Genomic DNA, 20,842 nt, shown 5'->3' with positions numbered 1-20,842 from the left:
TGTGACTCAGCCATTGCTGGAGGTCGAGGATCTCCACGTGGAATTCCGCACCCGCGACGGTGTCGCGAAGGTGCTCAACGGCGTTTCGTACCACGTCTCGGCGGGCGAAACCCTTGCGGTGCTGGGTGAATCCGGTTCCGGCAAGTCCGTGACCGCGCAGACGATCATGGGCATCCTGGACATGCCGCCCGCGTTCATCACCAAGGGCTCCATCAAGTTCCGCGGTGAGGACCTGCTGACCCAGTCGGCCGAAGAGCGCCGCCAGGTCCGCGGCGAGGGCATCGCCATGATCTTCCAGGACGCCCTGTCCGCGCTGAACCCCGTCTTCACGGTCGGGTTCCAGATCGAGGAGCAGCTGCGCGTCCGCCGCGGGATGTCCAAGGCGGACGCCCGCAAGCGTGCCGTGGAGCTGCTCGACCAGGTCAAGATCCCGAACGCCAAGGGACGGGTCTCCGACTACCCGCACCAGTTCTCCGGCGGTATGCGGCAGCGCGCGATGATCGCGATGTCGCTGGCGCTCGACCCGGAGCTGCTGATCGCGGACGAGCCCACCACCGCGCTGGACGTCACCGTGCAGGCCCAGATCATGGACCTGCTCGCGGAGATCCAGAAGGAACGCGACATGGGCATGATCCTGATCACCCACGACCTCGGCGTCGTCGCCGACGTCGCGGACCGGATCTCGGTCATGTACGCGGGCCGCATCGTCGAGCACGCCGACGTGTACGAGCTGTTCCGCGCGCCGGGCCACCCGTACACCGAGTCGCTGCTCGAGTCCCTGCCCCGCGTCGACCTGCGTGGCCAGGAGCTCAAGACGATCAAGGGTCTGCCGCCGTCGCTGACCAACATCCCGCCCGGCTGCCCGTTCAACCCGCGCTGCCCGCGCGTGTTCGACCGGTGCGTCACCGAGGTCCCGGCCGTGCACAACCTCGGCATGGGCCGCACCAGCCGGTGCCACATCGCGGAGGAGGTCGTCGCTCGTGGCTGAGCCGATCCTCGAGGTCGAGAACCTCGTCAAGCACTTCCCGGTCCGCGTCGGCGTGCTGTTCAAGCGCACCGTGGGCCACGTCAAGGCCGTCGACGGCGTCTCGTTCACGTTGAACAAGGGCGAGACCCTGGGCGTCGTGGGCGAGTCCGGCTGCGGCAAGTCCACGCTGGCCCAGGTGCTGATGCGCCTGGAGCCGCCGACCGCGGGCGTGGCCAGGTTCGAGGGCCGCGACATCTTCGGCATGAAGGGCGCGGAGCTGCGCAAGCTGCGCCGCGACATCCAGATCGTGCTGCAGGACCCGTACACGTCGCTGAACCCGCGCATGACGGTCGGCGACATCGTGGGTGAGCCCTACGAGATCCACACCGAGGTGGCGCCCAAGGGCGACCGGCGGCGCAAGGTCCAGGAGCTGCTGGAGATCGTCGGCCTCAACCCGGAGCACATCAACCGGTACCCGCACCAGTTCTCCGGCGGTCAGCGCCAGCGCATCGGCATCGCCCGCGCGCTCGCGTTGAAGCCCAAGGTGATCGTGTGCGACGAGCCGGTGTCCGCTCTGGACGTGTCGATCCAGGCGCAGGTCATGAACCTGCTGGGCGACCTGCAGACCGAGATGGGCCTGTCGTACGTGTTCATCGCGCACGACCTGTCGGTGGTCCGCCACCTGTCGGACCGCGTCGCGGTGATGTACCTCGGCAAGATCGTGGAGATCGGCACCGAGGACGACATCTACGAGCGCCCGATGCACCCGTACACGCAGGCACTGCTCTCCGCCGTGCCGGTGCCGGACCCGACCCAGCGCGGCCGGCGCGACGTCATCCGCCTGACGGGTGACGTGCCGTCGCCGATCGACCCGCCGTCGGGCTGCCGGTTCCGCACGCGGTGCTGGAAGGCGCAGGACATCTGCGCGACCGAGGTCCCGGAGCTGGTGCCGCGCAACGGGGGCCACCCCTCGGCGTGCCACTTCGCCGAGGAGCGCTCGGTCGTCTGACCGGTTCTACGTTGCTGAGGGGTCGTGCCCGCGGGCGCGGCCCCTCAGCTCGTCGAAGGCCCGCTTTCCTGTTGGCCGGCCCAGGAACTCCTTGCGCCTCGGCGATGCCCGACTTGCCGGAGCTGGACTCCCGTTGAGAAAGAGATCACTGCCTGGCGAGATCCGTGATCGACACGCCGGGACCGACCTCGTGCGTGCCGGTCTCCACGAAGCCCCGCTTGCGGTACAGCCGCAACGCCGGCTCGTTCTTCGTGCCGGTGCTGACGACCTGCGGCCCGTCCGGCAGCGCGTCGAGGAGCTTCGACGCGATGCCGCGGCGGTGCGCCCGCGGGTGCACGACCAGCCGATGGATGTCCACAGTGGACCCGTCGAGCACGTACGACACCGCGCCCACGAGCCCTTCCTCGTCGTACAGGCCGAGGAAGGTCTCACCGCACGCCCGGAGCTCGTCGAGCGACTCGTGCAACGGCGGGATGCCGTCGAAGCCGATCAGCTCGGCCTCGACGGCATAAGCCAGCCGCTGCACCGTCCACAGCTCGTGCAGGACGGTGTCGTCGTTCAGGTCGAGGATCACGTGTTGGACGAGTTCCGCACGAAGTTCGCGAGATCCTCGGACTGCTGGATCCTGCTGGGCTCGTGGACGTACATCATGTGGCCGGCGGGGTAGTAGGCCGACTCGATGTTCGCCGTGAGCTCCTTCGGGATCTGCAGGTGCGCGATGAGGTGCTCGGCCGCGAAGTACGGCGTGGCACCGTCGTACCAGCCGAACGCCACGTGCACCTTGAGGTGCGGGTTCGCCCGCATCGCCGCCGAGAGCTTGCCCGCCGTGGTGACGTGCCGGCCCTCGAACTCCTTGTACGACCACTGCTCGATGACCCGCGAGAGGACCTCGTACGGCAGGTCGCTCGAGTAACCGAGCTCGGCGTGCAGGTAGTGGTTCAGCGTGGCCGAGTACGGGCCGAGGATCGCGTCGATGGACGGGTCCGCGGAGATGCCCTCGCGACCGTAGTCCGTGTCCCAGCCGGTGAAGCGGGCGTCGATGCGACCGACGGTCTTGCGGTCGCGGCGCAGCAGTTCGGTGAAGAACCGGATGTGCTCGATGCGCAGGTCGACGGCGTCCACGTACTCCTCGGACAGCCCCGTGAGCCTGGCGAGCTTCTCGATCGTGGCGGCACGCTCGACGTCGCTCAGCCTGTTGCCGCGCGCGAGGGCGTAGGGGTAGTCGCGGACCGCGAACTCCTCGGCCTCGGCGAGCACCTCCTCGAGCGGACGGTCGCCGTGCAGCCCGTGGTAGTGCGCGATGGCCGCGTACGTGGGCAGGAAGAGCGTGTAGGCGAGGTCGTGGCCCTCGTTGAACTCGAGCGTCGCGAAGTCGAGCACCGAGGAGATCAGCATGAGCCCGTTGAGGTACATGCCGTGCTTCTTCTGCAGCTGCTCGGCGAGACCGGCCGCGCGCAGCGTCCCGTACGACTCGCCGCAGAGGAACTTCGGCGACATCCACCGGCCGTTGCGCGAGGTCCAGAGGCGGATGATCTCGGCTATGGAGTCGATGTCGGGCTGGTAGCCGTGGAAGCTGTCGGCCTTCTCACCCCGCGCCGCCCGCGAGAACCCCGTCGACACCGGGTCGATGAACACGAGGTCGCTCTCGGCGAGCAGGCTCTCCTCGTTGTCCGCGATCCCGTACGGCGGCGCGGTCAGGTTGCCGACGTCACCGCTGAGCACCCGGCGCGGCCCGAGGAGCCCCATGTGCAGCCACACGCTCGCGGATCCGGGGCCACCGTTGAAGGCGAACGTCACCGGCCTCTTGAGCGGGTCGGCCCCGTCGAGGGTGTACGCGGTCAGGAACACCTCGGCCTTGGGCTTGTGGCCCTCGAACACGCCGTCCTTCGTGACCTCCTCCTTGAGGACGACACGCCCGGTGGTGGCGGTGTAGTTCAGCTCGCGGCCCTTGACGGTGATGCTGTGCTGGGTGGTGACCAGATCATCAGCGGGAGACTCGGGCTTCTCTTCGGTCTTCTCCTCGGACATGGGAGCAACATTACGGAACTCGACGAGCGGATAACGGCCTGCCGAGCGTGCCCGCGCCTGGTCGCGTGGCGCGAGTCGGTCGCCGCCGTGAAGCGCGCGGCGTTCATGGACTGGGACTACTGGGGCAAACCGGTCCCTGGCTTCGGTCCGCTGGACGCCTCGCTGCTGATCGTGGGCCTCGCACCGGCCGCGCACGGGGGCAACCGGACCGGGCGGATGTTCACCGGCGACCCCTCGGGTGACTTCCTGTACCGGGCGCTGTACGAGGTGGGGCTGGCTTCCCAGCCCGAGGCGTGGGCCCGGGACGACGGGATGGAGCTGTACGGCGTGCGGATGGCCTCGCCGGTGCGGTGCGCGCCGCCGGAGAACAAGCCGACGCCCGAGGAACGGGACCGGTGCTCGCACTTCCTGCGCGAGGAGATCGGGCTGATGCCGAACCTGCGGTCCGTGATCGTGCTCGGCGGGTTCGGGTGGAAGGCGTTCCTGCCTTTGGTGGGGCTTGACCGGCCGCCCAAGTTCGGGCACGGGGTGGAGGTCGAGGCGGGTGGGTTGCGGGTGTTCGGGTGCTACCACGTGTCGCCGCACAACACCTACACCGGCAGGCTGACGCAGGAGATGCTGCAGGACGTGCTGAAACGGGCCAAGGCGGTTCGACCGGACGTGTGACGTCGGCAGTCGCCTTGGAGGCGTTCCACATAGTCGCGTGTTCCACACAGCCTTCACCGAGGTGCATAGGATCCGCCGCGTGGAGTTCTGGAGCACGGGCACCTACGGCGTGCAACCGCCGCTCAGCGACGAGGCGGTCCGCAGCGCCGAGGAGATCTTGGGCGTGCGCCTGCCCGAGGCACTGCTCGAGCTGCTACGCGCGCAGAACGGCGGCACCGCGGTGGCCGAACGGTCCGCGTTCCCGACGAGCAGGGCGACCTCCTGGGCGCCGGACCACGTCCCGTTCGACGGGGTGATGGGCATCGGGTCAGCGGAAGGCACGTTGTCGTTGCTCGACACGCCTTACCTGGTCGAGGAGTGGAGGTTGCCGTCGCCCGTCGTCCTGCTGACCGGGGACGGTCACACGTGGGTCGCCCTGGACTACCGGGAGTGCGGCCCGGACGGTGAGCCGTCCGTGGTGTGGCTCGACGCCGACGAGGAGGCGGAGCTCGCGCTGGCGCCCGACTTCCGGACGTTCCTCGACGGTCTGGTGTCCGACGAGGTCTTCGAGTAGCTAGCGCGGCTTGTCCCAGACCTTGACGTCGATCTTCATCCGCCCCGGCCCGCTGATCTCGGCCACCTCCAGGTGCCCGACGCGTCCGTCGGCGGTGCCGACGCACGCCCTGGTACCGCTCTTCACACTCAGACGCCGCTGACCTGGGTTGCGGTTCAGCAGGTCGACGCACTGCCGGCGTGATGGAAGGCCCTCACCGGTCCACGCGGCGAACCCGGTGCCCGCGATCTCGTTCTGGGAACAACCGAGCTGGCACACCAGCCCGATGTCGCCCAACGGCTGGCGCAGGGGTGGGGACGTGTCGAGCGTGTAGCCCGTCTGGAACGCCTCGCCGTCGAGCGTCAGCCTGCCCTCGTACCACAGCTCGGGCTCGACGGGCGCGGTCGTCTCCACGACCGATGAGGTCGTCGCTGACGAGGTTGTCGAGGACGTCGTGCTGGGGCCGGGCGACGAGTCCGGGTTCCCGTCGCGCAGCAGTGACGGCACCACAGCCACGGCGCCGATCAGCACCACCCCCGCCACCACGGTGACCAAGCGCTTGCGCCGTGACGGGACATGCGCCGATACCTCGCGGACGATCGCCTCGACGTCGTCACCGGACCGCACGCGGCGCAGCGGCAGCCCGTGCTGCCTGCCCAGCTGGGCGATGTCGGCGGGCAGCTCGTCGGGGCGCGGCGGTGTGGCGCCCTCGGTGAACACCGGGATCACGGTGACCCCGCACTCGAAGGCCGTCACCAGCTCACGCCGGATCCAGTCGTTGGGGTCGTCGATCAGTCGCCGTCCGGCCGGGTCCGTGGCGAACCAACGCGGTCCGATGACCGCGAGCAGCACCTTCGACGACCGCACGCCTTCGAGCAGCCGTCGCACGTAGTCCTCGCCGGGCGCGATCGACTCGGCGTCGAGGAACACCCGGTGGGCTCCGAAGGCGCGGGACAGCCGTTCGAAGAGCAGGGCGGGAACGAAGTCCGCGTCGACCCCGCGGTAGTTGATGAACACGTCCGTCGAGGCCACCCGTGCAAGTTAGCCAAGATGGGGCCGGCGCGTGCGAGGCTGACCCGCATGAAGTGGTGGCGGGCCGGAGTGGCGGTGGCGGCGTTGCTGATCGTCGTCGTCGCGGCCAGTGGCACGTCGCCGATCACGCTGGTGAACCGCCTGGACGACCGGCCGCCGCCGCAGGACGGGGTGCCGTCGCTCGACGTGATGCTGCCGCAGGACCTGCCGGACGTGGTGGCCGTGCCGTTCACGGTGTTCCTGCTGCTGCTCGTCGGGCTCGTCCTGTTCGGACTGGTCGGCATCGTCCTCGCGATCGAGCTACCGCGCTGGCGCCGCCGTCGTGGTGCGCGCGGCGTGGAGGTCGAGGACTTCGAGATCGGGGAGCCCGGGACGGTCGCCGGGCGCGTCGAGAAGGCGTTGCGGGAGCTCACCGAGCACCCGAACCGGCCGCCGCGCGACGCCGTGATCGCCGCCTGGCTCGCGCTCGAAGCCGCCGAGCCGCGCGCACCGCACCAGACGCCCTCCGAGTTCACCGAGGAGCTCGGCGTCGACGCGACCGTGCTCAAGGACCTCTACCGACGCGCGCGCTTCGGGCACGAGGACGTGACGGCCGCGCAAGCCGAGCTGGCGCAAGAAGAGTTGAGCCGCATCGTTCGGGAACTCGCATGAGAACCGCGCTGGCACTGGTCGTCGGGGTGGTCATCGGCGTCGTGATCTGGTGGCTCGGCGCCTCACCGCTGTGGGCGACGGCGCTGGCGGTGCCGCCGACCGCGTTCGGCGTGCTGGTCACGAGGTTGCCGCGGGCCACCGACATCGTCTGGACGTCGGATCCGCCGCCGCCCGGCACGATCTCCTCCGCCCACGCCAGCACGCTCGCGAGCAGGCTGGCGGAGGCGGCGCAGGACGACAGGCGCTACCAGGAACGGTTCCGCGCCCGGCTCGCACGACTGGGGATCGAGGCGGCGGAGCTGCCCGGTCCGGAAGAACTCGCGGAGAGGCTCAGGAGGGTCGAGTGACGATCAGCCCGGAATCCGTGTCCCGGGACGCCAAAGCCGTCCTCGACGAGATCGGCGAGGTCGTCGTCGGACGCACCCGCACGCTGCGGCTCGCGCTCGCGGCCGTGCTGGCGGGCGGGCACGTGCTGCTGGAGGACGTGCCGGGGCTCGGCAAGACGCTGATCGCGCGGTCGCTCGCGCAGGCGCTCAGCCTCGACTTCCGCCGCCTGCAGTGCACGCCGGACCTGCTGCCCGCGGACGTCACCGGGTCGTTCCTCTACGACCCCGGCAGCCGCGAGTTCGAGTTCCACCAGGGGCCCGTGTTCACCGGGCTGCTGCTCGCCGACGAGATCAACCGCACGCCGCCCAAGACGCAGTCGGCGTTGCTGGAGGCCATGCAGGAGCGGCAGGTGACGGTCGAGGGCCGCACGTTCGCGTTGCCCAGGCCGTTCCACGTGCTCGCCACCTCGAACCCCGTCGAGTACGAGGGCACCTACCCGTTGCCCGAGGCGCAGCTCGACAGGTTCCTGGTGCGGCTCGACATCGGCTACCCGCCGGCGGAGGAGGAGGTCGAGGTCCTGCGCCGGCGGATCGCACGGCAGCGGGAGGAGGCCGAGGTACCGCCGGTGCTGGCTCCCGGTCGTCTCACCGAGCTGCAGGCCGAGATCGAACAGACCACAGTGGACGACGATCTCCTGCGGTACTGCGTCGATCTGGCCGTGGCGACGCGGCGGCACCAGGCCGTGGAAGTCGGCGCCTCACCACGGGGTGCGCAGGCCCTCGTGCTCGTGGCCCGCGCACTGGCCACTGTGGACGATCGCGGCTACATGACGCCGGAGGACGTCAAGGAGTGCGCGGTCGCCGTGCTCGCGCACCGGCTCGTGCTGAGGCCCGAGACCTGGACGTCCGGCGTCACCGGGACGCAGGTCGTCACCGAGCTGCTCGGCAAGGTCCCGGGCCCGCCCAGCTCATGAGCAGAGCCGACCGGATCAGGGAGGCGTTCGCCCAGTCGCACGGCGCGCACTGGCATCCCACGGACGCGTACCCGCGCGCGGTCTGGCTGGGCGTCGGGCTCGTCGTCGGCGGGATGTTCCTGCACCAGGTCGAGCTGGTGCTGTTCGGCGTGCCGCTCGTCCTGTCCGTGCTGCTCACGCACAAACCTCGTGGGACACCCACTGTCAGCGTCCGTCCGGTGCCGCGTGGGGCGGGCGCCGGGGTCGTGCACACCGTCGCGCGGGTCGACGGCGCGGACGCGGAGATCGCGGTGGTCAGGCTGCCTGGTGGCGTTCGTGCCGTCCCGGCGCAGTCGCCCGACCTGCCGGTGGAGATCAGGCGCGACGCGTGGGGGCCGGGCGTCGACCTGCGGCTCGACCACCTCTTCGCCGGACCGGACGGCATGCACGTCTACGGCCCGATCGTCGGCGTCGAACACGTCCGCACGATCCTGCCGCCGGTCGAGCACCGCCCGTCCGGCCCGCTGCCGCCGCGCCCCGCCGGTCTGGTCGGCATCCACCGCTCGCCGCGCGCCGGCGACTCCACCGAACTGCGCGACATCAGGGCGTTCCAGCCGGGGGACAGGCTCAAGCGCATCGACTGGCGCGTCACCACCCGCACCGGCATCGTCCACGTCCGAGAGCGGCACGCCGAGGCCGACGCGGAGATCGTGCTGGCCCTGGACACGCGCAGCGACGTCGGTGCGGACGTGGCGGACTGGTCGTCTCCCCACTACGGCGCCACGACGCGTCCCGGCGGCAGCCTGGACCGCGCGGTGCGCCGGGCGGCGTCGATGGCCGCGGGCTACCTGCGGCAGGGCGACCGGGTGGCGTTGATGGACCTGAGCCGGCCGCAGCTCAACGTCCGTTCCGGCGTCGGGCGGCGGCACCTGATGCGCATCCGCACGCAGCTCGTCGTGTGCGTGCAGGCCGCCGGATGGTCGTCGCGCGTGGCGTTGCGCAAGCTGCCGCACGGATGCGTCGTCGTGTTGCTGTCGCCGTTCCTCGACGACGAGATCGCCGAACTGGCGGTGCAGACGCGCAAGCGCGGCCACGTCGTGCTGGCGGTCAACACCCTGCCGTCGCCGTTGCGCCCCGACCGGGAGACGCCGTGGGGCGAGGTCGCGGCCGAGCTGATCGCCGCGGAGCACCGGTTGCGGCTCAGGCGCATGACGCGGCACGGGGTGGCGGTGAGCCACGAATGCTGATGCGACTGGCGATCGTGCTCGCCGCGGTGCCCGTGGCGCTGGTGCTGTACCTGGAGTCCGGGTCGATCGCGCCACCGTTGATCGTCGCGGTGCTGACGGCGCTCACGGTGCTGATGCCGGGGAGCGCGGGCGCGGCGCTGTTGATCGGCTACGCGGCGCTCGCGATGGCGTTCGGCGACGGGCACCCGGTGCGGCTCGGTGTGCTGATCATGATTCCGGCATTGCACCTCATTCACGTGACGTCCGCGCTCGCCGCGGTCGTTCCGGTGAAAACGAGAATCGACCCCGCCGCGCTGAAAACACCGGCGCGCCGGTTCGCCATTGTCCAAGCGATCACATTCGTTGTCGCGGCCGTCGCGGCGGTGGTTCCGTCGGGTGCGAACATGGGCCTCGTGGAAGTGCTCGGACTGGGGGCTCTGACGGTCGTGATCGGGGTCGTCGCGCTGAGGATCTGAATCGTCTCTCTCAGCAAGAACTGGTCGAACGCGGCTCGAGCCGCAGGTCAGTCGCGATCGTGGTCGGCGTCACCGGGCGACGGTAGTCACAACGGCCCCTTCGGACGCGCGAAAAAGTGGGTCCTGGTGCGACCATGTGTGTATGGCTGCTGTGAAGTCGAACCCCACGCGGATCGTCATTGTCGGTGGTGGGTACGTCGGGATGTACACGGCTCTCGGACTGCAGAAGAAACTGCGCTCCGGCGAGGCCTCCGTCACGGTGATCGACCCGCAGCCGCACATGACCTACCAGCCCTTCCTGCCTGAGGCGGCGGCCGGCTCGATCGAGCCGCGCCACGTCGTCGCTCCACTGCGCAAGGTGCTCAAGCGCTGCCACGTCGTCACGGGCCGCGTCACCAAGATCGAGCACGCGCGCAAGATCGTGACCGCCGAGCTGTCGGACGGCCACGTCGAGGAGATCGAGTACGACGTGCTCGTCTCCGCGCTGGGTGCGATCTCACGCACGCTCCCGATCCCCGGCCTGGCCGAGGTCGGCATCGGCATGAAGACGATCGGCGAGGCGATCTACGTCCGCAACCACGTGCTGTCGCGCCTGGACCAGGCCGCGAGCACGAACAACGCGGACCTGCGCAAGAAGCTGCTCAGCTTCGTCGTGATCGGTGGCGGCTTCGCGGGCATCGAGACGCTCGCCGAGCTCGAGGACATGACGCGGTATGCGCTTCGGTACTACGAGGGCATCAAGCCCGAAGAGATGAACTGGGTCCTGGTCGAGGCCGCCGGGCGGATCATGCCCGAGGTCTCCGCCAAGCTCGGCGCGTGGACCGTCGAGGCGCTGGAGAAGCGCGGCATGAAGATCTACCTCGACACCCGCGTGAAGTCGCTCGAGGGTGGCCACGTCATCCTCGACGACGGCACCGAGTTCGACTCCGACACGATCATCTGGACCGCCGGCATGAAGGCGAACCCGGTGCTGCGCAACACGGACCTCCCGCTCGACGAGCGCGGCCGCGTCCGGTGCACCGCCGCCATGCAGGTCCAGGGCCTCGAAGGTGTGTGGGCCGCCGGTGACTGCTCCGCGGTGCCGGACCTCTCGCGCACCGAGGAGGACCCGACGGCGACGTGCGTGCCGAACGCGCAGCACGCCATCCGCCAGTCGAAGCTGCTCGCGAAGAACATCGTCGCGTCGCTGCGCGGCCAGAAGCCGAAGGACTACTTCCACAAGTACCTCGGCTCGGTCGCCGGCCTCGGCCTGTACAAGGGCGTCGCGGACGTGTTCGGCCTGCGCTTCAAGGGCGTGCCGGCGTGGTTCATGCACCGCAGCTACCACGTGATGTTCATGCCGACCGTGAACCGCAAGCTGCGCGTGCTGATGGACTGGACGCAGGCGCTGTTCTACGGCCGCGAGATCGTGGCGCTCGGTCAGATCAACGACCCGAAGTCGGACTTCGACCGCGCCGTCCAGAGCTGATCAGCCTTTCGGTCACTCCCTGTGAGTGACGTGGTGCCCCGGACTATCTCCTCGTTCGGGGCACTGTTGTGGTCTACAGGCGGAACTTGAGCGCCCAATCGGAGTAAGCTCCAGGGGCTGCCTTGACATTGCGTTACGTGAACCAGAGACTACCGCTGGTGCATCACCTGAATGCGTGATTCGCCGTGTGGGAGAGAGGTGATCCCGATGTCTCTCGAGGAGCTGGCCGCACAGCTTCGTCGTGGTGAGATCGAGGACCCCGCGTTGGCGCAGTACGCCGCAGAGTACGCGCAGGCGGGGCAGGTTTTCCGCAGCAAGAAGGACGATTGAGCAGGTCGGCTGACGGACGGGTGCCAGGTGCCCCGTCCGAGGCTGCCAGGCCTCTGCTGCTCCAGGGCCAGGAGTACCTCTTCCGCTCTCCGCCCAAATGCCTGGACTTCCAGGAACAGGTCCACCGCCTCGGCATGGTCGACGAGGGCGACGGCAACCCGCAACCCTGCGTGCTCGTCCTGGCCCGCGCCGCCGACATGGAGATGAACGAGCTCTCCATCGCACTGGCCGAACGCGGCATCCGCATGGCCCGCATCGACGCCGACCGCTGCGTCGATCTGCCGCTCTCGGTCTACACCGACCAGCCGTTGATCGAGCTCGACCGCTGGCTGCTGCGCCCCCTGCTGGTCTGGCGCCGCCATTTCGAACTCTCCGCCGTCCCCGTCGAACCGGGAACCCTGGCCGGCGCCTATGCCGTCGACCAATGGGCCTCAGTGGCCAACTGGCTGTCCTCACGCTCCGACTGGGCCCACGTGAACCCGTCGCGCTTCTCGACGCACCTGGACCGCCTGACGCAGCTTTCCGACGCAAGCGCGTTCGGACTCCGTGTACCGCGCACGGCCGTAACGACCCGCCCAGGCCGCACCCGCCCCGGCGGCGGCCGCTGCATCGTCAAGACCGCGGGCCGCCACCTGCTCGAACCGCGCCCCGGCGTGCAGCACGGCCTCTTCCCCCGCCCCCTGGAAACCTCACGAGCCTCCGACACCCCCGAACCGGCACCCGTGATCGTCCAGGAGTACGTCCCGTCCGAGACGGAACTGCGCGTGTTCGTGGTGGGCGAGCAGTGCATCGCCTACCAGGTCGACAAGCTGGACCCGGCCCAACTCTGGGTCGACCCCGACGCGGTCCGCGTCACGCCCACCTCGGTCCCGGCGTCCCTCACGGACAGGCTGCTGGCACTGGCACGGCACTGGCGAGTCCAGGTAGCGGCGTTCGACCTGCTCGTGACAGCCTCCGAACACGTGTTCCTGGAGATCAACGTGAACTGCGACTGGCGCTGGTTCGAACACCGCGCGGGCGACAACGCGGTCTCCGCGGCCGTGCACGACTGGGTGGCGCTGCGGTTCAAGGAGCTGCTCGGAGCGGGGAGGGCACGCTGATGTTCGGGACCGTTCGACGCTTAGCCCGATGCTCGCTCTAGTCCAATTCGCTGGGCCGCTCGGGCGAGAAACGACCATCCGCTCACACAAGCCGACGATCAAGGCCTAGGCTCACCGCGCCCCCGTAGCCCAATCGGTAGAGGCAGGTCCCTTAAAAGGATCACAGTACGGGTTCGAATCCCGTCGGGGGCACCACTGTTCACCTCATACGGACCATCGCCTGACCAGGCGCGACCCTTCAAGGGATGATCTTGTAACTCCCGGTGATGCACGGCTTGTCGCCACTGTCGGTGCCGCCGTGGTGCCCAAGTCCCGCGCCCGCGCGAAGCCTGCGATCAAGAGACCTCCGTCACTGCTCTGCGAAGGTCAACGCCGCTCTGTGTCACGACGTGCGGGCAAGTGCCACCCCGACGGGTAACACCTGAGTGGGCTACATGCGATCTTGTGATTACTGGTCGTGTCAACGGTCGGCTCTGAGCCGTCGTGAGGGTGGTGGCCCGTCCCATGCGTGAGCTTCTGCGTGACGTCCTGCTGCTCCAGCCCAAGTGGACCGCCGACAACACACCCGAGATGCAGGAGCGTGGTCGGCTGATCCGGCACGACGTGGCGGGCTGGTTGCGGGAGCAGTTGCCCGCGCTGGAGCGTGCGGCGTCGGTTGAGATCGACGACTGGGCGGTGGAGGCGAGCGACGGCACGGGGCTCAAAGCCGTGATTCCGTGGGTGCGCGTGCATTCGCTCAGCCGCTCGCCATCCGCGACCAAAGGCTGGTACGTCGTCTATCTGTTCAGGGCTCAGGGCGATCGCGTCTACCTGTCGTTGATGCAGGGCACGACTGTGTGGCAGAACGGCGAGTTTCGCTCTCGCCCGCACCCGGAGCTCCGCCGGGAAGCAGCGTGGGCGCGAGACGCGCTGGCGGCACGGTTGAGCGCGCGGCCGGACCTGGTCGACTCGATCGAGCTCAAAGCACGCAGGTCGAAGCTGGGACTGCCGTACGAGGCCGGGAACGTCGTGGCGTTCGAGTATTCGTTGGACGAGGTGCCTTCCGACGAGGTGCTCGCTGGAGACCTGAGCTTCCTTATTTCCGTCCTCAGCGAGCTTTACCAACTGGTGGACGACGCGCCTGGCGAGTTGGCTCCCGAGGTCGCCGACGCGGTCGTCGAGGCCGAACGGTCAGCGGGGAAGGCGCGGCGAGGGCAGGGGCTTCGCCTCAGCTCGGCGGAACGCATCGCGATCGAACGTCAGGCCGTCGCCGTGGCGACGCAGTACCTGACCGAGCAGGGGTTCGCGGTCGAGGACGTCGGCGCCACCCAGTCCTACGACCTCGATGCTCGACGCGGTGGAGACCGCCTGTACGTCGAGGTCAAAGGCACCACAACGGTGTGGACGGACAAGTCCGAGATCATCCTGACGAAGAACGAGGTCGACCTGCACCGGCGTGAGTACCCGAACAACATGCTGCTGATCGTCAGCCGCATCGTGCTCGACCATTCGGTCACGCCACCCTCGGCCTCGGGCGGCGAACTGCTGGCGATCCACCCGTGGCGGGTCGTGGAGCCCAACCTGACTCCGGTGACCTTCCGGTATCTCGTCGCGGAATGACCGGCTACCAGGTCGGGCGGGCCGTCACGCCCCCGTCCACCACGAGATCGTGCCCCGTGATCCACGAAGCCAGCTCCGAAGCCAGGAACACACAAGCGTTACCGATGTCCGTCGGCGTCCCAAGCCGCTCCAACGGCGCCGAAGCCTGCCACCGCGCAACGCCCTCCGGCCACTGCTCGGAGATGCCAGGCCGCTCGACCAGCCCAGGCGAGACCGTGTTGACGCGGATGCCGCGCGGCCCGTACTCCAGCGCCGCCGCACGCGCGTGCATGATGAGACCGGCCTTGGACGCGGCGTAGTGGGCGTGGCCCGGCGCTGGATGTGACCCCTCGATCGACGCGATGTGCGTGACCGAGCCGCCGACCGGCAGGTACCGGACGGCGGCCTGGGTGACGGCGAACGGGCCGAGGAGGTTCGTGTCCACAACGGACTGCCACTGCTCGGACGTCATGTCCGGCAACGGGTCCACGGGCTGCACGCCGGCGTTGTTCACGACCGCGTCCAGCCGGCCGTGTTGATCAAAAGCCTCGGCGACCACACGTGAGGCGTCCGTACGCAGGTCGCCGTCCTCGCGACCCCGGTGGCGGACGACCGCAGCGCCCGCGGCGGTGAAGCGGAGGGCGATGCCGTTGCCGATGGTGCCGCCGGTTCCGGTGACCAGGACGACCTTGCCGCTGAGATCGATCACGAGACGATGCCCTCCAGTCGTCCACGAAGCCAGTCGACGATCTCACCACGGCCGGCGACGAACGCGTCCGAACTGATAGGGACGAACTGCCCGCCGGCCGCGCGGACCAGCACGGCGCCCGCCGCCACGTCCCACGGGAACACGCCGATGTTCGCCGCCGCGTCCGCCCGTCCGGCCGCCACCCAGGCCAGGGACAGGGCTGTCGAGTAGATGCGCCGGACATCGGCCAGCGACAGCAACTCGCCGAGCAGCTCCAGCTCGCCGCTGTACGGGCTGCCGGGCAACGGGATGTCGGTCAGCACGAGCGGCCGCGGGCTCACCCCCGGCGGGATCACCAGGCCGGACGACTGAACAGCAAAAGGCACGCCGACGGCCGCGGTGAAGAGCTCGTCGCGGAACGGGTCCAGCACGCAGCCCGCGACCAGTTCGCCGTCCACCGCCGCCGCCACCGAGATGCATGACAACGGGATGCCGCGGACGAAGTTGCGCGTGCCGTCGATCGGGTCGACGAACCAGGTGACCGGCGCTGAAGCGCTTCCCAGTTCCTCCCCGACCACCGCCGAACCGGGAGCGCCGGCCACCAGCGCGGTGCGCAGGAACGCCTCCACCTCCAGGTCGGCGGTGCTGACCTGGTCGAACGTGCCCTTCGGCGACACGTCGACGCGGACGTCGTGCAGCAGCTTGGCGGCGTCCACACAGGACTGCGCGGCCAGCGCGAGGAGTTCCCCAGGAGCCACGAGGCCATTGTGATCGGTCACAAACCCGGCCGGATGACTCTGGGCAACGTCCCACCCGCGCAAGTGACCTGAACCACCACGATGAGCGGACCTGACAAGGACGTTGGAGGTTCTGGATGCGAATCGTGGCCGGGTTGGCAGTCGTGGCGATATTGGTCGCCGGAACGAGTAGCGCGCAAGCGGACACCCTCGACTACGTGGCACTGGGCGACTCGGCGGCGGCCGGGCCGTTGATCCCGGGCCAGGACCCCGCGCTGTGGTGCCTGCGCAGCGACCGGAACTACCCGCAGGTCGCGGCGAAGATCCTCGGGGCGCGGCTTACGGACGTCACCTGTTCCGGGGCGAAGACCGAGGACTTCGCGGGGCGTCAGTTCGGGTTCGTCGCGCCGCAGTACGACGCGCTCAAGCCGACCACCGACCTCGTGTCGATCACGATCGGTGGCAACGACGTCGGCCTGGTGCAGACGGCGTTGGGCTGCATCAACCTGCTCCCGGAACCCATCGGGCTGTCCTGCGAGACGCGGCTCACGGCAGGTGGCGACCAGGTCGCCGCGGCCATCGCGGCGTGGGCGCCGGAGTTCGGTGCCGCGCTCGACGAGGTCAAGCGCCGCGCGCCCCAAGCCAAGATCGTGGTCACCGGCTACGGCACCTACCTGCGGCCCGGCGGCTGCTACCCGGTCCAGCCGATCTGGGCGCGCGACGCGGACTACCTGCAGGGGTCGGTGAACCTGATCAGCGCCACGGCCAGGGCGGAGGCGGAGAAGCGCGGTGCGACCTATGTGGACCTCGCGGCGGTCAGCGTCGGCCACGACACGTGCGCCCGGCCCGCCGACCGGTACCTGGAGGGCCTGATCCCGACGACGGCCGCGGCGCCGTTGCACCCGAACGCGGCGGGCATGGCGGCCTTCGGCGCTACGGTCGCGCACGCCGTGCGGCAAGGGCAGCCGTCAGCAGCGTGACGTGCTCGATCCGCGTCGGGTCCAGTCCGGTCAGCTCCGCGACCCGCCGCAGCCGGTAGTCCACCGTGTTCGGGTGCACGTGCAGTTCGGTCGCGGCCGGACGCCGTGACCCGCGCCGGAGGTAGACCTCCAGGGTCTGCACCAGCTCGTCCGACAGCGGCGCGACGATCGAGGCCAACGGCGCCAGAGCCGCGCTCGGCCGGGACAGCTGGTACTCCAGCAGCACGTCGGTGAGCCGGTACAGGCCGGGGCCCGACGCGACGGCCAGGACTTCACGGGCCAGCACGGCGGCGGCCGCGACCTCGGAGGGTAGGGCCGCGACCGCCGCCACCGTCAACGGCACCCCGGCCGCGCGCGTCACGTCCGCCACGATCCGCTCCAACGGCAGCTCCTCGCCGGGCAGCAGGGCGATTCCGCCCTCGGACGTGAGCGACGACAGCACCGGTTCGCGGCTGTGGCGCTCCAGTTCGGTCCGCAGCCGCCGCAGCTTGCGGCGGCCCGCCACCGAGGCGTCGACACCGGGCGTCAGCTCGTCCGGATGTGGCGGCACGTGCAGCGCCAGCACCACGAACGGGCCCGCCTCCTGGGTGCCGTCGAGCAGCGACGTCAGCAGCGTGTGCCGCGCGGACCGCTCGTCGTCGAACATCGTCTGCCGCTCGTCGAGGTATCCAGCGCTCACCGCCGGCGTCACCACCTGCAGGTAGCGCATGGCCAGCGCGTTGAGCTCCAGCACCTGCCCGACCTCCTCGGGCCTCGCCTCGGGTACCAGCGCCTCCCAGACGACCTGGATGCCGACGTGGTACGCGGTCAGCACCACGTTGATCGGCACGCCCTCCTCGGCCCGGCGCGCCGCCGACTCGCGCAGGAACCGCAGCTCCTCGCCGGTCGGCAGGGTGCCGGTGTGCAGGACGTCGGCGAACGAGCGCAGCGTCTGCTCGATCACGCGGGAGATGTCGCCGGCCAGCTCCTCGCCGGGCAGCTGCTGGTACTCCGGCACCCGCTCGGTGATCTCCGCGAGCACCCGCCGCACGAACGACGGCAGCTCGTCGACGAGCCGCGAGGCCAGCGGACGTCCGCCGATCACAAAGGACATCCGCCGATTCTCGCCTATCTACACCTCGATCACCGTGCCGTCCAACGGAACCTCGATGCCGGCCGCGCGCAGCTCCGCCGACTCCGGGGACGACGGGTCGAGCACGGGGTTGGTGTTGTTGAGGTGCGTGTAGATCCGCCGCACGGCAGGAAACCGGCGCAGCTCCGGCAGGCTCGCCGTGATCGGCAGGTGGCCCATCGCCGCCTGACCGGACGAGCTGCCCGTCGCCGACCCCATCTCGAAGGCCGCGTAGAACGTACCGTCGATCAGCAGGCAGTCGGCCGAGGACACCACCTCGTCGAAGCCGTCGGGCCACGACGCGAGGCAGGGCGCGTAGACGAGCACGCCGCCCGTCCGCACATCCTCGAACCGGTAGGCCACCACCCAATGTCCGTCCACAGTGGATGTGCGGGCGTACTTCGGGCGCTTGCCGCTGATCGGGATCGCCGACACGCGCAGGCCGTCGATCTCGAACGACTGGTCCGGCTCCACCTGGCGCCACGCCACGGGTGCGTAGCCGCCGATCACCGAACGCAGGTCGAACTGGTCCTTCAACGCGTGCAGGACCGTTCCCGGCGCCCATACCGTCAGGCCCGCGCCGCCGCGCAACGTCAGCAGCCCGAGCGTGTGGTCGAGCTCCGCGTCGGTGAACAGGGCGCCGCGCAACGGGGTGTCGCGCGCTCCTGGACCAGGGTTCAACAATGAACACGAAGCGATCTGCGTGCGGATGTCCGGGGACGCGTTGACCAGCCACCAACCGGTGCCGTCACCGCTGATCGCCAGGCAGTCCTGCGACCGCGACGGCAACTCGCCCGAACGAGCGCGCACGCACAACGCGCACGCGCAGTTCCATTGCGGGAAGCCGCCGCCTGCCGTCGTGCCGAGGAGAACCGCCTTCACCGCATCTTCCTCATGGCCATCGCGGGGACCTCGGCGGGCGTCATCTCGGTCGCCAGGATCAGGTCCACAGTGGACCGTGCGGGCGACAGCGAGCACACCGGATCGGTGGCCGCGGCGTCACCGGTCAGCTGGAACGCCTGGCAGCGGCACCCACCGAAGTCGATCTCCTTGCGCGGGCACGAACGGCAGGGATCTCGCATCCACTCGTACCCGCGGAAGGCGTTGAACGACGGCGAGTCGCGCCAGATGTCGTGCAACGAGGCGTCACGGACGTTCTCGATCTCCAGCGACGAGATCACCGTGGCGGCGGGACAGGGCAGTACGTCGCCGTTCGGTGCCACCGTGAGCTGCCGGGCGCCCCACCCGTACATGCACGGCTTGGGATGGGCCTCGTGGTAGTCCGCGATGACGTAGACGATCTCCATCTGGCCCCGCAGACGGTCCTGCGCCGCGGCCACGATCGGGTCGGCGTGGGCGAGCTGCGCGCGGGTGGGCAGGAGCACGGCCCGGTTGCGCAGCGCCCAGCCGTAGTACTGGGTGTTGGCGAGCTCCAGGCGCTCGGCGTCCATCTCCTCGGCCATCGCGATGATTCCGGCGATGTTGTCGAGATTCTGCCGGTGCAGCACGGTGTTGACGGTCAGCGGCAGGCCTTCCTCACGGACGAAAGCCGCGGCCTGCACCTTCCGGTCGAACGCCTTGATGCCCGCGATCCGGTCGTTGCCCGCACGGGTCGCGTCCTGCAACGACAGCTGCACGTGGTCGACGCCGCAAGAAGCCAGCTCCCGCAACCGTTCCCGGGACAGGCCGACTCCGGAGGTGACGAGGTTGACGTAGCAGCCGAGGCTGTTCGCGTGCGTCACCAGCTCGGGCAGGTCCGGGCGCAGCAACGGTTCCCCGCCGGACAGGTGGATCTGCAGGCACCCCAGCGATCGAGCCTGGTCGAAGACGCGCCGCCAGTCCTCGGTCGGCAGCTCGGCGTCGCGGCGCACCAGTTCCAGGGGGTTCGAGCAGTAGCCGCACTGCAACGGGCACCGGTGCGTCAGCTCGGCCAGCAGGCCGAAGGGCGCCTCAGCCATCGACGTCCACCACCCTCCGCTCGACCAGGCGGGCCACCAGCTCGGCCACGTCGGCGGGCTCGACCCCGTCGTAGGTGCCGGCCAGGGCGAGGGCGATGTCGCCGACCGATCGCGCGCCGTCGCACAGCGAGACGACGGAAGCCGCGGTCTCGTTCAGCACCAGCACACCCTCGGGGAACAGGACGACGTGCGCGGACCGGACCTGGTCGTACGTGCACTTCACCCCGCGCCGGATCCGGGGCACGGCGTCCAGCGCGACGACGGGCGTCACGGCTTGCCCTTGCCCGAGTAGTAGTCGACGGCGTCCAGCACGGCGCGGAGCACGTCGCACTTGAACGACAGTGCCGCCACCGCCGCCAGTTGTTGTTCTCGCGTCCGCGAATGCGCGACCACGATGTCCACAGTGGCCTGTCCCTCACCGGCGACCGCCTCGATGCGGTTCGTGAAGTAGGCGAAGCCCTCCTCGGCGATCCACGGGTACTGCTCCCGCAGCGCCGCCAACCGCTTGCGCATCAACGCACCCGAGAACATCTCGGTGAGCCCGGAGGCGATGGCCTCGACCCACGGCTTGGTGCGCGCGAAGTTCACATAGGCGTCGACGGCGAACCGGGTGCCGGGCAGCACGTGCCGTTCGTCGAGCACCTCTTCCCGGGTCAGCCCCACGGCTTCCGCGAGGCGGATCCAGTTCTCCGCACCGCCCTCGCCGGGCCGGGTGCCGTCGTGCCAGATGATCCGCTCGCGCCACTGGCGGCGGATCTCCGGCGACGGGCAGTTGGAGAGGATCGCGGCGTCCTTCTGCGCGATGCAACGCTGGTAGTACCAGCGGTTCGCGGCCCACGCCTGCAGCTCGTGCTTGCTCAGCTGACCGGCGTGCATGCGCAGGTGGAACGGGTGGCTGTCCCAGTACCGGGGTGCGAGGGCGCGCAGTTCGGCGACGAACTCCGCAGGGGGAACGGCAGTCATGGGCGAGAACTCCTCGGTCGACCGGGAAAGACGCGCGCGGGGCCGGGGTTCCCGCCGGCAGAC

At 69.6% G+C, this 20,842-nt stretch carries 24 protein-coding genes and 1 tRNA gene; 15 read left to right on the top strand and 10 right to left on the bottom strand.

Annotated elements, in window-relative coordinates:
* The first annotated feature begins 1 nt into the window (after window position 1).
* Both ACRSBM_RS36495 and ACRSBM_RS36490 read left to right on the top strand, forming a co-directional pair.
* Window positions 2-988, top strand: coding sequence for an ABC transporter ATP-binding protein (locus ACRSBM_RS36495; protein ID WP_434450851.1), 987 nt, complete (start codon window positions 2-4; stop codon window positions 986-988).
* A complete protein-coding gene (locus ACRSBM_RS36490; protein WP_434450849.1) occupies window positions 981-1,976 on the top strand; it encodes an ABC transporter ATP-binding protein in 996 nt (331 codons plus the stop codon). Before ACRSBM_RS36495 ends, ACRSBM_RS36490 begins: the two co-directional genes overlap by 8 nt.
* 145 nt (window positions 1,977-2,121) lie before the next feature.
* On the opposite strand, the gene ACRSBM_RS36485 is transcribed toward ACRSBM_RS36490, so the two are convergent.
* Entirely contained in the window at window positions 2,122-2,550 is a 429-nt protein-coding gene (locus ACRSBM_RS36485; protein ID WP_434450847.1) for a GNAT family N-acetyltransferase, read from the bottom strand.
* A complete protein-coding gene (locus ACRSBM_RS36480; RefSeq protein WP_434450845.1) occupies window positions 2,547-4,004 on the bottom strand; it encodes a S10 family peptidase in 1,458 nt (485 codons plus the stop codon). Before ACRSBM_RS36480 ends, ACRSBM_RS36485 begins: the two co-directional genes overlap by 4 nt.
* Before the next feature lie 87 nt (window positions 4,005-4,091).
* Here ACRSBM_RS36480 and ACRSBM_RS36475 point away from each other — a divergent pair, with 87 nt between their 5' ends.
* Window positions 4,092-4,670, top strand: coding sequence for a uracil-DNA glycosylase (locus tag ACRSBM_RS36475; RefSeq protein ID WP_434450843.1), 579 nt, complete (start codon window positions 4,092-4,094; stop codon window positions 4,668-4,670).
* A 79-nt stretch (window positions 4,671-4,749) separates the two neighbouring features.
* The gene (locus tag ACRSBM_RS36470; RefSeq protein ID WP_434450841.1) at window positions 4,750-5,223 is read left to right on the top strand and encodes an SMI1/KNR4 family protein; all 474 of its coding nucleotides are present in this window, start codon (window positions 4,750-4,752) and stop codon (window positions 5,221-5,223) included.
* On the opposite strand, the gene ACRSBM_RS36465 is transcribed toward ACRSBM_RS36470, so the two are convergent.
* Complete coding sequence (locus ACRSBM_RS36465) at window positions 5,224-6,234, bottom strand: toll/interleukin-1 receptor domain-containing protein (protein ID WP_434450839.1); 1,011 nt, start codon at window positions 6,232-6,234, stop codon at window positions 5,224-5,226. It abuts the gene before it with no gap.
* 48 nt (window positions 6,235-6,282) lie between these two features.
* Here ACRSBM_RS36465 and ACRSBM_RS36460 point away from each other — a divergent pair, with 48 nt between their 5' ends.
* The 10 genes from ACRSBM_RS36460 (at window position 6,283) to ACRSBM_RS36415 (ending at window position 14,363) form a co-directional block, all read left to right on the top strand.
* Window positions 6,283-6,885 (top strand): DUF4129 domain-containing protein, encoded by a 603-nt coding sequence (locus ACRSBM_RS36460; protein ID WP_434450838.1) that lies wholly within the window; start codon window positions 6,283-6,285, stop codon window positions 6,883-6,885.
* Window positions 6,882-7,232 (top strand): hypothetical protein, encoded by a 351-nt coding sequence (locus ACRSBM_RS36455; protein WP_434450836.1) that lies wholly within the window; start codon window positions 6,882-6,884, stop codon window positions 7,230-7,232. Before ACRSBM_RS36460 ends, ACRSBM_RS36455 begins: the two co-directional genes overlap by 4 nt.
* Window positions 7,229-8,185 carry an AAA family ATPase gene (locus ACRSBM_RS36450; protein ID WP_434450834.1) on the top strand — a complete coding sequence of 319 codons (957 nt, stop codon included), beginning with the start codon at window positions 7,229-7,231 and terminating at the stop codon, window positions 8,183-8,185. Before ACRSBM_RS36455 ends, ACRSBM_RS36450 begins: the two co-directional genes overlap by 4 nt.
* A complete protein-coding gene (locus tag ACRSBM_RS36445) occupies window positions 8,182-9,411 on the top strand; it encodes a DUF58 domain-containing protein (RefSeq protein ID WP_434450832.1) in 1,230 nt (409 codons plus the stop codon). Before ACRSBM_RS36450 ends, ACRSBM_RS36445 begins: the two co-directional genes overlap by 4 nt.
* Complete coding sequence (locus ACRSBM_RS36440) at window positions 9,405-9,866, top strand: hypothetical protein (RefSeq protein WP_434450830.1); 462 nt, start codon at window positions 9,405-9,407, stop codon at window positions 9,864-9,866. The genes ACRSBM_RS36445 and ACRSBM_RS36440 overlap by 7 nt, the downstream gene beginning before the upstream one ends.
* A gap of 142 nt (window positions 9,867-10,008) precedes the next feature.
* Window positions 10,009-11,334: an NAD(P)/FAD-dependent oxidoreductase gene (locus tag ACRSBM_RS36435; protein WP_434450828.1), complete on the top strand. Its 1,326-nt coding sequence runs from the start codon at window positions 10,009-10,011 to the stop codon at window positions 11,332-11,334.
* Window positions 11,335-11,541: 207 nt separating this feature from the next.
* Window positions 11,542-11,664 (top strand): hypothetical protein, encoded by a 123-nt coding sequence (locus ACRSBM_RS36430; protein ID WP_256238980.1) that lies wholly within the window; start codon window positions 11,542-11,544, stop codon window positions 11,662-11,664.
* The gene (locus ACRSBM_RS36425) at window positions 11,661-12,764 is read left to right on the top strand and encodes an ATP-grasp domain-containing protein (protein ID WP_434450826.1); all 1,104 of its coding nucleotides are present in this window, start codon (window positions 11,661-11,663) and stop codon (window positions 12,762-12,764) included. Before ACRSBM_RS36430 ends, ACRSBM_RS36425 begins: the two co-directional genes overlap by 4 nt.
* Before the next feature lie 118 nt (window positions 12,765-12,882).
* Window positions 12,883-12,959: transfer RNA gene (locus ACRSBM_RS36420), tRNA-Leu, on the top strand.
* Window positions 12,960-13,268: 309 nt separating this feature from the next.
* A complete protein-coding gene (locus tag ACRSBM_RS36415; protein WP_434450824.1) occupies window positions 13,269-14,363 on the top strand; it encodes an MrcB family domain-containing protein in 1,095 nt (364 codons plus the stop codon).
* Between the two features lie 4 nt (window positions 14,364-14,367).
* Here ACRSBM_RS36415 and ACRSBM_RS36410 read toward each other — a convergent pair whose 3' ends face one another.
* Together ACRSBM_RS36410 and ACRSBM_RS36405 are read right to left on the bottom strand one after the other, a co-directional pair.
* Complete coding sequence (locus tag ACRSBM_RS36410) at window positions 14,368-15,051, bottom strand: SDR family NAD(P)-dependent oxidoreductase (RefSeq protein WP_434450822.1); 684 nt, start codon at window positions 15,049-15,051, stop codon at window positions 14,368-14,370.
* Window positions 15,048-15,788 carry an inositol monophosphatase family protein gene (locus ACRSBM_RS36405; RefSeq protein WP_434450820.1) on the bottom strand — a complete coding sequence of 247 codons (741 nt, stop codon included), beginning with the start codon at window positions 15,786-15,788 and terminating at the stop codon, window positions 15,048-15,050. Before ACRSBM_RS36405 ends, ACRSBM_RS36410 begins: the two co-directional genes overlap by 4 nt.
* A gap of 116 nt (window positions 15,789-15,904) precedes the next feature.
* On the opposite strand from ACRSBM_RS36405, the gene ACRSBM_RS36400 reads away from it, so the two are divergent.
* Window positions 15,905-16,747, top strand: a complete 843-nt coding sequence (locus ACRSBM_RS36400; RefSeq protein ID WP_434450818.1) for an SGNH/GDSL hydrolase family protein — start codon at window positions 15,905-15,907, stop codon at window positions 16,745-16,747.
* On the opposite strand, the gene ACRSBM_RS36395 is transcribed toward ACRSBM_RS36400, so the two are convergent.
* From ACRSBM_RS36395 to pqqC, 5 genes are read right to left on the bottom strand one after another with little or no spacing between them, the layout of a single operon-like run.
* Entirely contained in the window at window positions 16,701-17,840 is a 1,140-nt protein-coding gene (locus ACRSBM_RS36395; protein WP_434450816.1) for a PucR family transcriptional regulator, read from the bottom strand. The genes ACRSBM_RS36400 and ACRSBM_RS36395 overlap by 47 nt on opposite strands.
* Before the next feature lie 18 nt (window positions 17,841-17,858).
* Window positions 17,859-18,740, bottom strand: a complete 882-nt coding sequence (gene pqqB / locus ACRSBM_RS36390; RefSeq protein ID WP_434450815.1) for a pyrroloquinoline quinone biosynthesis protein PqqB — start codon at window positions 18,738-18,740, stop codon at window positions 17,859-17,861.
* The gene (gene pqqE, locus ACRSBM_RS36385) at window positions 18,737-19,816 is read right to left on the bottom strand and encodes a pyrroloquinoline quinone biosynthesis protein PqqE (RefSeq protein WP_434450813.1); all 1,080 of its coding nucleotides are present in this window, start codon (window positions 19,814-19,816) and stop codon (window positions 18,737-18,739) included. The genes pqqB and pqqE overlap by 4 nt, the downstream gene beginning before the upstream one ends.
* Complete coding sequence (pqqD, locus tag ACRSBM_RS36380; RefSeq protein ID WP_434450811.1) at window positions 19,809-20,087, bottom strand: pyrroloquinoline quinone biosynthesis peptide chaperone PqqD; 279 nt, start codon at window positions 20,085-20,087, stop codon at window positions 19,809-19,811. The genes pqqE and pqqD overlap by 8 nt, the downstream gene beginning before the upstream one ends.
* Window positions 20,084-20,779 (bottom strand): pyrroloquinoline-quinone synthase PqqC, encoded by a 696-nt coding sequence (pqqC, locus tag ACRSBM_RS36375; protein ID WP_434450810.1) that lies wholly within the window; start codon window positions 20,777-20,779, stop codon window positions 20,084-20,086. The genes pqqD and pqqC overlap by 4 nt, the downstream gene beginning before the upstream one ends.
* Between the last annotated feature and the right edge of the window lie 63 nt (window positions 20,780-20,842).

The organism is Lentzea xerophila, from assembly GCF_051094245.1.
Taxonomy (GTDB): Bacteria; Actinomycetota; Actinomycetes; order Mycobacteriales; family Pseudonocardiaceae; genus Lentzea; species Lentzea xerophila.
The sequence above is the reverse complement of the archived record's forward strand: the minus strand, read 5'-3'. Positions and strand labels throughout refer to the sequence as shown.